The 12,865-nt window shown below is 59.3% G+C and carries 12 protein-coding genes and 1 tRNA gene; 7 read left to right on the plus strand and 6 right to left on the minus strand.

Annotation, left to right across the window (positions count from 1 at the left end; genetic code table 11):
* The first annotated feature begins 8 nt into the window (after positions 1–8).
* The gene (glyA, locus tag ARCT_RS0115205) at positions 9–1,304 is read left to right on the plus strand and encodes a serine hydroxymethyltransferase (protein ID WP_027240831.1); all 1,296 of its coding nucleotides are present in this window, start codon (positions 9–11) and stop codon (positions 1,302–1,304) included.
* A 197-nt stretch (positions 1,305–1,501) separates the two neighbouring features.
* On the opposite strand, the gene ARCT_RS0115210 is transcribed toward glyA, so the two are convergent.
* Positions 1,502–1,867, minus strand: coding sequence for a hypothetical protein (locus tag ARCT_RS0115210; protein WP_027240832.1), 366 nt, complete (start codon positions 1,865–1,867; stop codon positions 1,502–1,504).
* 126 nt (positions 1,868–1,993) lie between these two features.
* Here ARCT_RS0115210 and ARCT_RS0115215 point away from each other — a divergent pair, with 126 nt between their 5' ends.
* Positions 1,994–2,752: an alpha/beta fold hydrolase gene (locus tag ARCT_RS0115215; protein ID WP_154665375.1), complete on the plus strand. Its 759-nt coding sequence runs from the start codon at positions 1,994–1,996 to the stop codon at positions 2,750–2,752.
* Positions 2,753–2,938: 186 nt separating this feature from the next.
* On the opposite strand, the gene ARCT_RS0115220 is transcribed toward ARCT_RS0115215, so the two are convergent.
* The 3 genes from ARCT_RS0115220 to ARCT_RS0115230 all read right to left on the minus strand — a co-directional run bounded on the left by ARCT_RS0115220 (position 2,939) and on the right by ARCT_RS0115230 (position 3,934).
* Positions 2,939–3,130, minus strand: a complete 192-nt coding sequence (locus tag ARCT_RS0115220; protein ID WP_027240834.1) for a hypothetical protein — start codon at positions 3,128–3,130, stop codon at positions 2,939–2,941.
* A gap of 87 nt (positions 3,131–3,217) precedes the next feature.
* The gene (locus tag ARCT_RS0115225; protein ID WP_027240835.1) at positions 3,218–3,616 is read right to left on the minus strand and encodes a rhodanese-like domain-containing protein; all 399 of its coding nucleotides are present in this window, start codon (positions 3,614–3,616) and stop codon (positions 3,218–3,220) included.
* 231 nt (positions 3,617–3,847) lie between these two features.
* Positions 3,848–3,934: transfer RNA gene (locus ARCT_RS0115230), tRNA-Leu, on the minus strand.
* Positions 3,935–4,185: 251 nt separating this feature from the next.
* Here ARCT_RS0115230 and hemN point away from each other — a divergent pair.
* Positions 4,186–5,541 carry an oxygen-independent coproporphyrinogen III oxidase gene (gene hemN, locus ARCT_RS0115235; RefSeq protein ID WP_027240836.1) on the plus strand — a complete coding sequence of 452 codons (1,356 nt, stop codon included), beginning with the start codon at positions 4,186–4,188 and terminating at the stop codon, positions 5,539–5,541.
* A gap of 190 nt (positions 5,542–5,731) precedes the next feature.
* On the opposite strand, the gene proS is transcribed toward hemN, so the two are convergent.
* Positions 5,732–7,087, minus strand: coding sequence for a proline--tRNA ligase (gene proS, locus ARCT_RS0115240; protein WP_027240837.1), 1,356 nt, complete (start codon positions 7,085–7,087; stop codon positions 5,732–5,734).
* Between the two features lie 273 nt (positions 7,088–7,360).
* Here proS and ARCT_RS0115245 point away from each other — a divergent pair, with 273 nt between their 5' ends.
* From ARCT_RS0115245 to ARCT_RS0115260, 4 genes are all read left to right on the plus strand, one after another.
* Positions 7,361–8,725 (plus strand): FAD-dependent oxidoreductase, encoded by a 1,365-nt coding sequence (locus ARCT_RS0115245; protein WP_027240838.1) that lies wholly within the window; start codon positions 7,361–7,363, stop codon positions 8,723–8,725.
* A 208-nt stretch (positions 8,726–8,933) separates the two neighbouring features.
* Positions 8,934–10,016, plus strand: coding sequence for an AI-2E family transporter (locus ARCT_RS0115250; protein ID WP_036785939.1), 1,083 nt, complete (start codon positions 8,934–8,936; stop codon positions 10,014–10,016).
* Position 10,017: 1 nt separating this feature from the next.
* Positions 10,018–10,737: a P-loop NTPase family protein gene (locus tag ARCT_RS0115255; protein WP_027240840.1), complete on the plus strand. Its 720-nt coding sequence runs from the start codon at positions 10,018–10,020 to the stop codon at positions 10,735–10,737.
* Between the two features lie 56 nt (positions 10,738–10,793).
* Positions 10,794–12,338, plus strand: a complete 1,545-nt coding sequence (locus tag ARCT_RS0115260; protein ID WP_027240841.1) for a Ppx/GppA family phosphatase — start codon at positions 10,794–10,796, stop codon at positions 12,336–12,338.
* A 59-nt stretch (positions 12,339–12,397) separates the two neighbouring features.
* On the opposite strand, the gene ARCT_RS0115265 is transcribed toward ARCT_RS0115260, so the two are convergent.
* Positions 12,398–12,841 (minus strand): hypothetical protein, encoded by a 444-nt coding sequence (locus ARCT_RS0115265; RefSeq protein WP_027240842.1) that lies wholly within the window; start codon positions 12,839–12,841, stop codon positions 12,398–12,400.
* Positions 12,842–12,865: the final 24 nt, after the last annotated feature.

The raw sequence follows: 12,865 nt of genomic DNA on the forward strand, positions 1-12,865 counted from the left end.
GAGCCACCATGACAGCGACCACCCGTGATCCCGGATTCTTCACCGAAGCCCTCTCTGATCGTGACCCAGAACTCTTTGGCGCAATTACCGACGAGCTGCACCGCCAGCGCGACGAGATCGAACTGATTGCCTCCGAGAACATCGTCTCTGCGGCCGTGATGGAAGCGCAGGGCTCTGTGCTCACCAACAAATACGCCGAAGGCTATCCCGGTCGCCGCTACTATGGCGGCTGCCAGTATGTCGATGTTGCGGAAAACCTCGCCATTGACCGCGCCAAGCAGCTGTTTGGCTGTGAGTTTGCCAATGTGCAGCCCAACTCTGGCTCTCAGGCCAACCAGGGTGTGTTCCAGGCGCTGATCCAGCCCGGCGATACCATCCTTGGCATGGACCTCTCTGCTGGTGGTCACCTGACCCATGGCGCGCGGCCCAACCAGTCGGGCAAATGGTTCAACGCCATTCACTACGGTGTGCGCGAAGACAACAACCTGATCGACTATGATCAGATCCAGGCGCTGGCAACCGAGCATCAGCCCAAGCTGATCATTGCGGGTGGCTCAGCCATCCCGCGTCAGATCGACTTTGCCAAGTTCCGCGAAATTGCTGATTCCGTCGGCGCCTATTTCATGGTCGACATGGCCCATATCGCTGGCCTGATTGCCGCCGGAGAGCACCCCTCGCCCTTCCCACATGCCCATGTGGCAACCACCACCACCCATAAAACTCTGCGCGGTCCGCGTGGCGGCATGATCGTCACCAATGACGCGGATATCGCCAAAAAGATCAACTCGGCGATCTTCCCCGGCATCCAGGGTGGCCCGCTGATGCATGTGATCGCAGGCAAAGCCGCCGCTTTTGGTGAAGCGCTGCGTCCCGAATTCAAAGAGTACCAAAAGCAGGTCCGCGCCAATGCGGTTGCCCTGGCGGATGAGCTGGTCAAAGGTGGCTTGGCTATCGTCACCGGCGGCACCGACACCCATGTGATGCTGGTCGATCTGCGCCCCAAGGGTGTGACCGGCAACATTGTCGACAAGGCTCTGGGACGCGCCCATATCACCACCAATAAAAACGGCATCCCCTTTGACCCTGAAAAGCCCACAGTGACCTCTGGTATCCGTCTGGGCACCCCTGCGGGCACCACCCGTGGCTTTGGCGAGGCTGAATTCCGCGAGATCGCGCAGCTGATCGTCGAAGTGGTTGATGGCCTGGCCGCCAATGGCGAAGAGGGCAATGCCGAGGTCGAGGCCACTGTACGTGGCAAGGTCTCTGCGCTTTGCGCCAAATTCCCGCTCTATCCCAACCTCTAAGGTCTGGAAGAGCGAACTATGACATAGGGCGCCGCTGGATCTTTCAGCGGCGCCCTTTTTCCGTCTGCCCCGGGGCCAAAGACATTTTGAAAACCACCAGTCAGTAATCAACAATCAAAAACCACCGGCAAATTCCTGGACTTTGACCTGCGCCACCGCCCTGACGCATTGGCGCGCTGCTTGATGAAAAGGGCAGTTCAGATAAAGCCGCGCCAGCGCAGGACGATCAGCAGCAGCACAAAAACCACCAGTACGGAAAACGCCATACTGCCCAGGATCTCGAGCACGCGCCCCTTGCGACGATCAGCAGCGTCGATCTTTCTCAGGTGATTTTTCACTTCCCGAGCGGCCTTTTTCAGGGATTTTTCATCCTGGGTCTGGCGCAGTTTGGGATGCTCCAGCATCGGCAATGCATCGGCCAGACGCATTCCTTGTTTATAAATCCGCCGCGGCAGCTGGCGTCGGGCCTTGCCCAAAGCAGCTGCCAGATCCCCCGACGCCGCAGCGTGGGATTTCAACAACTCCTGAACCTCTTCGATATCTGCAAAGATGTCTTGGGCCATTGCTTTGTGCTCCGCTCTTGGGCGCGCAACGCGCCGCCCCGGTTTCCTGCACACAGTAGTTACCGCAAGCATCCCTGCGCCTCAATGGGTCTGGCCATGCCTCGGCCCGAAGGGTATCACTGCCTCATGCTGAACTACATTCTACATGGTACCCCCACCGATAAGCCCTCTTTGCTGGTTGCGCATGGTCTTTATGGCTCTGCCCGCAATTGGGGGGTGATCTGCAAAAGGCTCGCGGATGAGCGGCAGGTGGTGGCGGTCGATCTGCGCAACCACGGGCACAGCCCCTGGACATCGAATCACAGCTACCCGGAAATGGCCGAAGACCTGGCCGAAGTCATTGCGGCGCATGGCGGCCAGATGGATGTGATTGGCCATTCCATGGGCGGGAAAACCGCCATGATGCTGGCCCTGAATCATCCTGAAATGGTGCGCCGCCTGATTGTCGCTGATATCGCCCCGGTGCCCTATGGCCACAGCCAAATTCAATTCATCAAAGCGATGCGCGCGGTGGATTTTGACCAGGTAGACCGACGCAGCGATGTTGAGGAGCAACTGGCCAAAGCCGGTGTCGAGCCTGCCTTGCAAAGCTTTTTCACCCAGTCGCTTGATCTTCCAAACAAAGCCTGGCGGCTCAACCTGGACACGCTGGCACGGCATATGCCCGACATCATGTCCTTTCCCGAAACACCAGCCCAGTGGCAGGGTTCTGTGCTTTTTCTGGCCGGGGGCAATTCGGACTATGTGCGCCGCCAAGACCGCGAGGTCATCTTGGCCCGGTTCCCCAACGCCCGCTTTGCCAAGATCCCCGGCGCCGGCCATTGGCTTCATGCAGAAAAGCCACGCGAGTTCGAAGCCAATGCCCGCGCCTTTTTAAACGCCTGACCACCTAAACAGGGCCACCCTCAGCGCGGCCCCCAGAAGACAGGCTCATTCAAGACGGGTCCATTCAAGACAGGCACATTCAAGACAGGGCGCTTCTGCGGCCACCTTTGGGTGGGCCAGTCCAGATGGTCGGCCAGTCCAGATGGTGGGCCTATCCAATTGATAGGGGGCTGCCCAGTGGGGCAGTTAATGTGCCGCGTTTCGATAGAGCTGGCGCGCCACCAGCCAAGCCACCGGCAGACCCAGAACTGCGCCACCAACTGCCGCCAGCAGGATTGCATTCACCGACACAAACCCGGCAACCAGAACGGCGATCACACCAACCCCAGCCAGGCTGCTGCCAATGAGAGAATAAAGAATGGATGCAAGGCGTAACATGGGGGCCTCCTCGGATGCCAAGTTAAGAATATGAATCATGTCCTAACCAAACCCGCGCCACTCTTCTTTGATCCGGATCAGTTCACCTCAAACACTCATGCCGCGATCGACAGGTTCTTCTACCGGTGCGCCCGCCTCTTTCCACTCGGCAAAGCCACCGACGTTGTAGACCTCGCCATATCCCATATCTTTGAGCAGCTTACCCGCAAGGGCGGCACGGCCACCGCTGGCACAATGCAGCACCACAGGGCGATCCGCACGCAGGGCGGTATCATAAAAGGGGCTGGCCGGATCGGCGCGAAACTCCAGCATGCCGCGCGGAATATGATGTGATCCGGTAGCGCGGCCCTGCACTTCCAGCTCGGGTGCATCGCGTACGTCCAGCAACAAGGCCCCCTGCGCGATCAAGTCCTGCGCCCGGGCCACCGGGATGCGCGCCACTGCTGCATTTGCTTCAGCCATCATCTCTTGCAAGGAAATTGCCATTTTTCTCTCCTGGAACTCGCTTGGCATCACCGGATGCCTGCCGCTTTGCTCCAAGATGGCGCTGTTCGAAAGCTGAGAAAACCCCTGTTCAACGGGATGTGACTATTTGGCCAGAGGCAGATCATACAGGCCAACATCGCGGTGTATGGCCCAGTCATCGCCATTCCTGGCGGCAAAACCGTCACGCCAATAGACAGGCGTCACTACGGTATGATTTTTGAGGGGGAAACTTGGTGCCCAGGAGAGGACTCGAACCTCCACATCGTTGCCAATACTAGCACCTGAAGCTAGCGCGTCTACCAATTCCGCCACCTGGGCAGGTGTCGTGTTGGGGCCGTATACGGCGATGCGCGGTGGGCGTCAAACGGAAAATCGAAGCTAGACAATAAAAATTCACGACACCGCCCGATAGCAGGCAGGATCCCAGGAGGTTTTCATAGTCAGGTTTCTTTTCAACAGCTTATCCCGTCAGCCAGGGGGAGGTCAGAGGGCGGGCAAGAGGGTTAAATTTTCTGCCCTATTTGATCCTGCGCAAAGCGAGGCCATGCAATAAGGGACAAATGGGAGTCATGAAACAGATTGATCGCCTTGCCGCGCTTGGGCTTTTTGACAGCCGCGTGCCCCGCTACACATCCTATCCCACTGCCCCGGTGTTTAGCCCCGATGTCGGGCTGAGCTCGCAACGGCGGCAGCTGGCAGCCCTGGACCCAAAGGTTCCGGTCTCGGTCTATATCCACATTCCTTTTTGCGAACGCCTGTGCTGGTTCTGCGCCTGTCGCACCCAGGGCACCCAATCGCTGAGCCCGGTTGAAAGCTATATCGGCACTCTGGAGGCCGAACTTGCCTTGCTGGCAGACACCCAGCCAAAAGGCCTGCGCATGGGGCGGCTGCATTGGGGCGGCGGCACTCCTACAATTCTGCCTCCTGCCTTGATCCACAGACTGGCCCGCGCTGTCAAAGATGTATTCCCTCAGACCCCAGACTGGGAGTTCTCGGTTGAGATCGACCCGACTTTGGTGGACCGGGACAAGATCGCCGCCCTAGCCGCCGAAGGCATGAACCGGGCCAGCATCGGCATCCAGGATTTTGATCCCCTGGTGCAAGAGGCCATTGGCCGACAGCAGCCCTATGAGGCGACCCTGGCCTGTGTCGAGGATCTGCGCGCTGCCGGCATTACCTCGCTGAATGCAGATCTGGTCTACGGCCTGCCGCATCAGACCCCGGCCCGCATGGCGGATACCCTGGACAAGGTGCTGAGCCTCAAGCCCGACCGCATCGCGCTGTTTGGATATGCCCATGTGCCCTGGGTTGCCAAACGCCAGAAGCTGATTGACGAGACGGTTCTTCCAGACGATCAGGCGCGCTTTGCCCTGGCTGGACAATCGGCAACCGCCTTTGCCGAAGCCGGGTTCCAAGCCATTGGCATCGACCACTTTGCCCTGCCTGACGACGGCCTGGCCAAGGCGGCGCGTAGCGGCCATCTGCGGCGCAATTTCCAGGGCTATACCGAAGACACCTGCCCTGCCCTCATCGGTATTGGAGCCTCGTCAATCTCGCGGTTCCTGGGCGGCTATGTGCAGAATGCTGCGGCTACTCCGGCCTATATCAAACATATCGAGGACGGGCACTTGGCTGGCGCACGGGGCCACGAGATGACAGAGGAAGACCAGATGCGCGCCCGCGCCATTGAGATGATCATGTGTGACTTTACCCTGGACCGAAGCGCTCTCAACCTTCAGTTTGGCGCGCTCACCGCCGGACTGGACGCGGATCTGGAACAGGTGGCTGCACGCTTTGGCGATCTGGTCCGTCTGACGGACACAAAGCTGGAAATCACCAAGGCGGGACGCCCAATGACCCGGATCATTGCCAGCCTGTTTGATGCCCATATGCCTGCGGATGCCAAATTCAGCCGCGCCTCATAAACCGGTTGGGTGGCCCTCATGCCGAGAGACCGCCCCACAGCCAAGGCCGCCATTTCATCAGCACGGCACTACGCCCAGGTCAGAAAAGAATGAGGGGGCAAACCGGATGGTTGCCCCCTCATCTGTTGTTCAATCCCGTCGATCAGATCGAGGTTCCGGGCTCACTTCTGTGCCAGGCTCCGGGCCCTGATCAGAACCCACGGCCAGACGGGTGCGACGCATAGATCGCTGCGATCTTTTTCACCGCCTCTTCCGGGCTCAGCTCTTCGCTTTCGCCGCTGCGGCGCGAGGTCAGTTCAACCACACCGTTTTTCAGACCACGCGGGCCAACAGTGATGCGCCAGGGCAGGCCAATCAGATCCATGGTGGCAAACTTGCCGCCAGCGCGTTCCTTGCGATCATCATAAAGCGGCTCCAGGCCCAGGGCCGTCAGCGCCGCATAAAGCTGGTTACAGGCCGCGTCGGCCTCGTCGTCACCCTGCTTCAGATTGACGATACCACAGTGGAACGGCGTCACGCCTTCGGGCCAGATGATGCCCTTGTCATCATGGCTGGCTTCGATGATGGCGCCCAACAGACGCGACACACCAATGCCATGCGAGCCCATGTGAACCGGGGTAGGTTTGCCATCTGGCCCCTGCACGGTTGCGCCCATGGCTTCGGAGTATTTGGTGCCAAAATAAAAGATCTGGCCAACCTCGATGCCGCGGGCCACCCGGCGGCGCTCTTCCGGCACCTCGTTGAACAGGGCCTCGTCGTGGGTCTCATCTGTGCGGGCATATTTTGAGGTGAATTCCTCCAGCACGCCCTGACACTGCTCAACATTGTCATAGTCGATTGCGCGGTCGCCAAAACTCAGATCGGTGACGGCGCTGTCATAAAAGACCTCGCTCTCGCCGGTTTCTGCCAACACCAGGAACTCATGGGTGTAGTCGCCACCAATCGGGCCACCATCCGCACGCATCGGGATCGCTTGCAGGCCCATGCGCTCATAGGTGCGCAGGTAGCTGACCAGATGACGGTTATAGGCGTGCAGCGCGTCTTCCTTGGTGAGGTCGAAGTTATAGCCGTCCTTCATGTAGAATTCGCGCCCCCGCATCACGCCAAAGCGCGGACGGATCTCATCGCGGAATTTCCACTGGATGTGATAGGCGGTCAGCGGCAGATCCTTGTAGGAGCTGACATGGGCACGGAAGATATCGGTGATCAGCTCTTCATTGGTGGGACCATAGAGCATATCGCGGCCATGACGGTCGCTGATGCGCAACATTTCGGCGCCATAGTCATCATAGCGCCCCGACTCTTGCCACAGATCTGCCGATTGGATCGTCGGCATCAGCATCGGAATGTGACCGGCGCGCATCTGCTCTTCATGCACAATGCCCTCGATCTTTTTCAGCACACGGAAGCCAAGCGGCAACCAGGAGTAAATCCCGGCAGAGGATTGCTTGATCATCCCGGCCCGCAACATGTAGCGGTGGCTGACAATCTGGGCCTCGGAGGGGTTCTCTTTCAGAACAGGCAGGAAATAGCGGGACAGGCGCATGATGGCTCCAGAGCTGATGTGGTTCGTATATTCGTGATCCCGCCCGGTTTAGTGGCTGTGACGGAGACGAGCAAGGGCAGAGGTACGAAAGCGCTGTCCGCCTGGCAATTCCATCGCCACGCCCGGGAGCTTTTGGCGAGCTTCCCGTGCCCGCGTGTCGCTTTTTCATCCTCACACCGCAAAAATAACTTGAACGGTCATACAAGAATAGCTCTGTTAGCGGAAACCTTCCGGTCAGCCCGGAGCTGCCTTGCTGTCTTTGAGGAGAAAGACTTGAACAATACCATTCTTGAACCAGCCCGTGAGATACCGGTGATCCATGAAACCGAAGTGCTCGTGGTGGGGTCTGGCCCCGGTGGGCTGGCGGCGGCATTGGCCGCTGCGCGGGCTGGCGTCGCAGTGACTCTGCTGGACCGGTTTGGCTGCTTTGGCGGCAATATCACCACCGTCGGCGTGGAGGGCTTTGCCTGGTACCGCCATGAGCAAACGGTTGAGGCCGGCGGTATCGGCGGGGAATTCGAAGATCGCGCCAAAGCCATGGGCGCCGCCGTGCCCGAAAGCCAGTCCCTTTCCTATGAGCTGGACAGCGAGGGCTTCAAGCTTGTGGCGGACAAGCTGGTAGAAGAGGCCGGGATCCACCCCATGCTGCACCGGGTCTTTGTGGCACCGATCCGGGAAGGCAGCCGCATCACCGGCATCATCGTCGAAAGCAAGGCAGGCCGCGAAGCGGTGCTGGCCAAACGGGTCATCGACGCCACCGGCGATGCTGACATTGCCCATATGATGGGTGCCCCCACGATCAAAACCCCGGCAGAGCAAATGCAGGCGGCCAGCGTCATGTTCCACATCGCCGGTGTCGACAAGCAAAAATTCCTGGAGGGCGTCAAGGCCGATCCGCAGACCTATGCCGATTGGTCCACCGGCGAATGGCAGGTGGAGACCTCCGGCAAGGAAGACAAGATGTATTCTCCCTTTTTGGCCAAACCCTTTGGACAGGCGATCCGCGACGGGGTGATCCCCGCGCATCTCAACACCATTGGCGGCACCTGGGGCGCGGTGCATGACAGTGGCGAAATGACCTATATGAACCTGGTGCATCTGGCAGGCGTTGACGGCACCGATCCCGACAGCATGACCCGTGGCGAGATCGAAGGCCGCAAACAGGCCATGTTGGCGATACGGGCGCTGAACGCCTACACACCGGGCTGCGAGGCGGCGCGGCTGCGCAATTTTGGCATGACAATCGGCATTCGCGATACCCGCAAGATCGACGCGCACCACAACATCACCGAAGATGAGACCCGCAATCAGGGCCGCTTTGACGATAGCATCGGGATATATCCCGAATTCATTGATGGTTATGGGGTGCTGATCCTGCCCACCACCGGGCGCTATATGCAGATCCCCTATCGCGCCATGTTGCCAAAGGGAATCAAAAGCCTGCTGGTTACCGGCCGCGCCATTGGCGGCGATAAAATCGCCCATGCCGCCACCCGCAACATGGCCTGTTGTGCGGTTGCGGGGCAAGGCGCAGGCATTGCTGCTGCCCTGTCGGTCAAATCAGACTGCGCGCTGGATGCGGTTGAGATCACCGCTCTGCAGGCAGAGCTGAAGCGTCAAGGCGTCAGGATACACTGATCCGGCCCATCGCGGCCCTGCCCGGCCCGCTACCGGATAACAGAGGTCACGGCGCCGTCCGCAGGGGTGAGCGCCCGAGCATGACATTCGGCGCAAAAAACAGCTAAGATCAGAACCAGAGACGCGCGCTCCCCTTGCAAGGGGAGCAGCCTTGGGCGATGACTGGGCAAGGATCACATGGATCAGTCCGCAAAAAGGCAGTGCAGTCATGGCCCTTCCGGCAAAAAAGCAATTTAAATACTGGGGCATTGCCGCCCTGATTTTTTCCGTTGTGATGTGGTCTCTGGGCGATGTCTTACTGCCATTTGTGCTGGGTGCGGCCATTGCCTATCTGATTGACCCTATTGCCGATCGGTTGGAAACCATGGGGTTAAGTCGCGCGGCTTCCACGGCGGTGATTGTGGTGCTCTCGATGCTGGTCTTTTTGCTGGCTTTGCTCATCGTGGTTCCGACGCTGATCAACCAGATGATTGACCTCACCGAAACCCTGCCCAAGGCCTTTCGGGATCTGCGGGCCTTTGCGCAGACCCATTTCCCCTCGCTCTTTACCGAAGGCAGCCGGGCGCAACAGACCATTGCCTCAATTGTTGGCACATTGCAGGGCAAAGGAATTGAACTGGTTGAGGGCATCGCCGGATCCGCAGCTTCGCTTCTTAATGTATTGGTATTGTTTATCATTGTTCCAGTGGTTGCCGTCTATCTGCTGCTCGACTGGGACCGGATGATTGCCCGTGTGGACGAGCTGCTGCCGCGCGATCACGCCCCGGTCATCCGCCGCCTGATGGCGCAGATCGACGCGGTTCTGGCCTCCTTCATTCGGGGCATGGGCACCGTCTGCCTGATCCTGGGCAGCTACTATGCCATCACGTTGATGATTGTTGGCCTCAACTTTGGGCTGGCGGTGGGCTTCATTGCCGGGATGGTCACCTTCATTCCCTACCTTGGTGCGCTGATTGGTGGCGCATTGGCCATTGGGCTGGCCCTGTTCCAGTTCTGGGGCGACTGGTGGTCGATTGGCATCGTCGGCGCAATCTTTGCCTTTGGTCAGGTGATCGAAGGCAACTATCTCACCCCCAAGCTGGTGGGGAACTCCGTCGGATTGCACCCGGTCTGGCTGTTGCTGGCTTTGTCGGTATTTGGCGCCCTCTTTGGCTTTGTTGGCATGCTTGTTGCCGTCCCTCTGGCCGCCGCGCTTGGGGTGGTTGCGCGTTTCCTGGTTGAGCAGTATCTCGACAGCCGATTGTACCAGGGCCTGGAACACCCGGCACTGCAGCAGAAAGACGAGTCCTGATATGGCCCAGCAACTCAGCTTTGATTTGCCCGCCAAGACGGCTCTGGGGCGGGACGATTTTTTTGTCGCCCCCTCCAATGCCATGGCCGTGGCACTGTTGGATCCTTCGTTTCACTGGCCCAGCGGCAAACTGGTCCTGACCGGGCCTGCCGGCTCTGGCAAGACCCATCTCGCCCATGTCTGGGCCAGCCAGACCGGTGCCAAGATCCTGCAGGCCGGCGACCTGCAAGAAGACCAGGTGCCAGACCTGGCGCAGGCTCCGGTGGTGGTGGAAGATGTCCCCGCCATCGCTGGCAATCGCGACACCCAGAATGCCCTGTTCCACCTGCACAATCTGGTTCTGTCCAATGGTCATGCGCTGATGCTGACCGGGCGAGCCGCCCCAAATCTTTGGCAGCTGTCACTTGCAGATCTGCAAAGCCGGGTGCAGGCCGCTACCCATGCAGAGCTGCAAGCCCCAGATGATGCGCTGCTCGCTGTGGTTCTGGCAAAACTGTTTAACGACAGGCAGGTAACGCCAAAACCTGATGTCATTCCCTATCTGGTGGCACATATGGATCGCTCCTTTGCAGCCGCCGCTGTCATCGTGAACCAACTTGATAGCATGGCCCTTTCCGAAGGGCGCACTCTGTCGCGGCCACTAGCGGTCAGGCTGATGTCACAAGAACGTCCAATTGATCTGCTACAAGTAACCAAAAATGTCGCATATAGCGGCGATTGACCAGACTCCGGGCTTGGCCCATCGTGACGCTGTACCGCAGAATTTATGAGGCGACTATGACCGCAGACAAGGACCGCCCCACCCCTGATTGGGGCCCTTTTGGTCGCCCCGTTTTTGAAGACCCCAGCGCCCGCGCCCTGTCGCGTGTTGGTGTTGTTGACGTCGGCTCCAACTCGGTTCGTATGGTGATCTTTGACGGCGCCGCGCGCAGCCCGGCCTATTTCTACAACGAAAAAATCATGTGTGCCCTGGGCGCAGGCCTGTCGGAAACGGGCAAGCTGAACCCCAAGGGACGCGTCAGGGCGCTGGCAGCGCTGCGCCGGTTCCAGCACCTGGCCCAAGGCATGGGGCTGCCGGGGCTGTCGGTGGTGGCCACAGCCGCCGTGCGCGACGCCGAGGATGGTCCGGACTTCTGTGCGGAAGTTCTGCGGGAAACCGGGTTAAAGATATGGGTCATTGATGGGCGCGAAGAGGCCCGGCTTTCAGCTCAGGGTGTCTTGCTGGGCTGGCCTGGGTCTTATGGGCTGGTCTGTGATATTGGCGGCTCCTCGATGGAGCTGGCCGAAATCCATGACGGTGAGGTTGGCAAACGCGTGAGCTCATCACTGGGGCCGCTCAAGCTGCGCGATATCAAAGGCGGGCGCCGCGGGCGCAAGGCACATATATCGTCGGTCATGAAGGAACTGAGCGCCGAAATGGGCCAGCAGACTGACCGGCTGTTTCTGGTCGGCGGCAGCTGGCGTGCCATTGCCCGCGTTGACATGTTGCGGCGTGGCTATCCGTTACGGGTTTTGCACGAATACCGCATGACCGCGCGGGATGTCCGTGAAACCCTGAAATATATCGATACCAACGACATCGAAGAGCTGCGCGCCGCCTGTGGCATCTCCAGTGCCCGGATGGTGCTGATCCCCTATGCGATCGACGTGCTGTCGCGATTGGTCAAAACCTTCAAGCCCAAGGATATAGCAATTTCCAGCTACGGCATTCGCGAGGGCCTGCTCTATGAGCAGATGCCGCAGCGGCTGCGTAACCGGGATCCGCTGGTGGAATCCTGCCGCTTTGCCGAGTCAAAAGACGCGCGTCTGCCCGGATTTGGCAAAACCCTTTATGAATTTGTCACCCCCCTGTTCAGCTCTGGGCCGCAAACCCAGAAACGCCTGATCAAGGCGGCCTGCCTGCTGCATGATGTCAGCTGGCGCGCCCACCCGGACTATCGCGCCGAAGTCTGTTTTGACAACGCAACCCGCGCCAATCTTGGCGGCTTGAAACATTCCGAACGGATCTTTCTGGGCCTGGCCCTGCTGCATCGCTACCGCAACAAGAGACAGGGCACCGCCTTTGAGTATCTTTATGATCTCTTGGACGAAAAGGGCCAAAAGGAAGCGGAGATCCTGGGCAAGGCCATGCGTTTTGGCGCCATGCTGATGGTCAGCGAGGATGGCGACATCGGCACATTGAAATGGCAACCCCGCAAACGTCATCTCTGTTTGGAGCTCCCCGGTGCCTCGGAAGATTTGTATGGCGAGGTGGCCGAGAGCCGTCTAAAATCCCTGGCCGAGGCATTGGAGGCCGAGCTTAGCGTCAAAATCACCAAGTAGGGCCAGATGACGTGGCCACGCGCCAGCTCTCCTTTTGGAGCGGTGGCATGTAGGGGGAATCACAGATCTGTGGATCCGTCGCCCGCCCCCTCAGAGGCCCCGCCTTCAGGTGTCTCGACCTCTGGTTCATCTGGTTTGCGGCGGATAATGATATCGCCATTGGGTAAGATTTCGGGCGCCTCATAGCGGCTCCAGTCTTCAACCTTGTCAGCGATTTCAGCCAGTGCCGGCCCCATTTCCGCCAGGAAGCTCTGCATTGAAGGCCCAATCTGGGACATCAGCCCTTCCAGCTCTTGCAGGGAGGGCGCCATTTCTTCGCGCAGCCCTTTCCAGAATAGCTCAGCCCCGCGCTCCATCAGGCTGGAGCCATCCTGCCTGTCTTGGGGCTGCCTGTCTTGGGGCTCACTGTCTTGGGGTTCATTTGTCTGCGCAACAAGGGGGAAAGCCATCAGGGAACAGGCAACAGAACCGGCAATAAGGGCGGGGGCGAGAATATGTTTCATGTGGTCAATATAGTCTCTCTGTGT

The organism is Pseudophaeobacter arcticus DSM 23566 (assembly GCF_000473205.1).
GTDB lineage: Bacteria > Pseudomonadota > Alphaproteobacteria > Rhodobacterales > Rhodobacteraceae > Pseudophaeobacter > Pseudophaeobacter arcticus.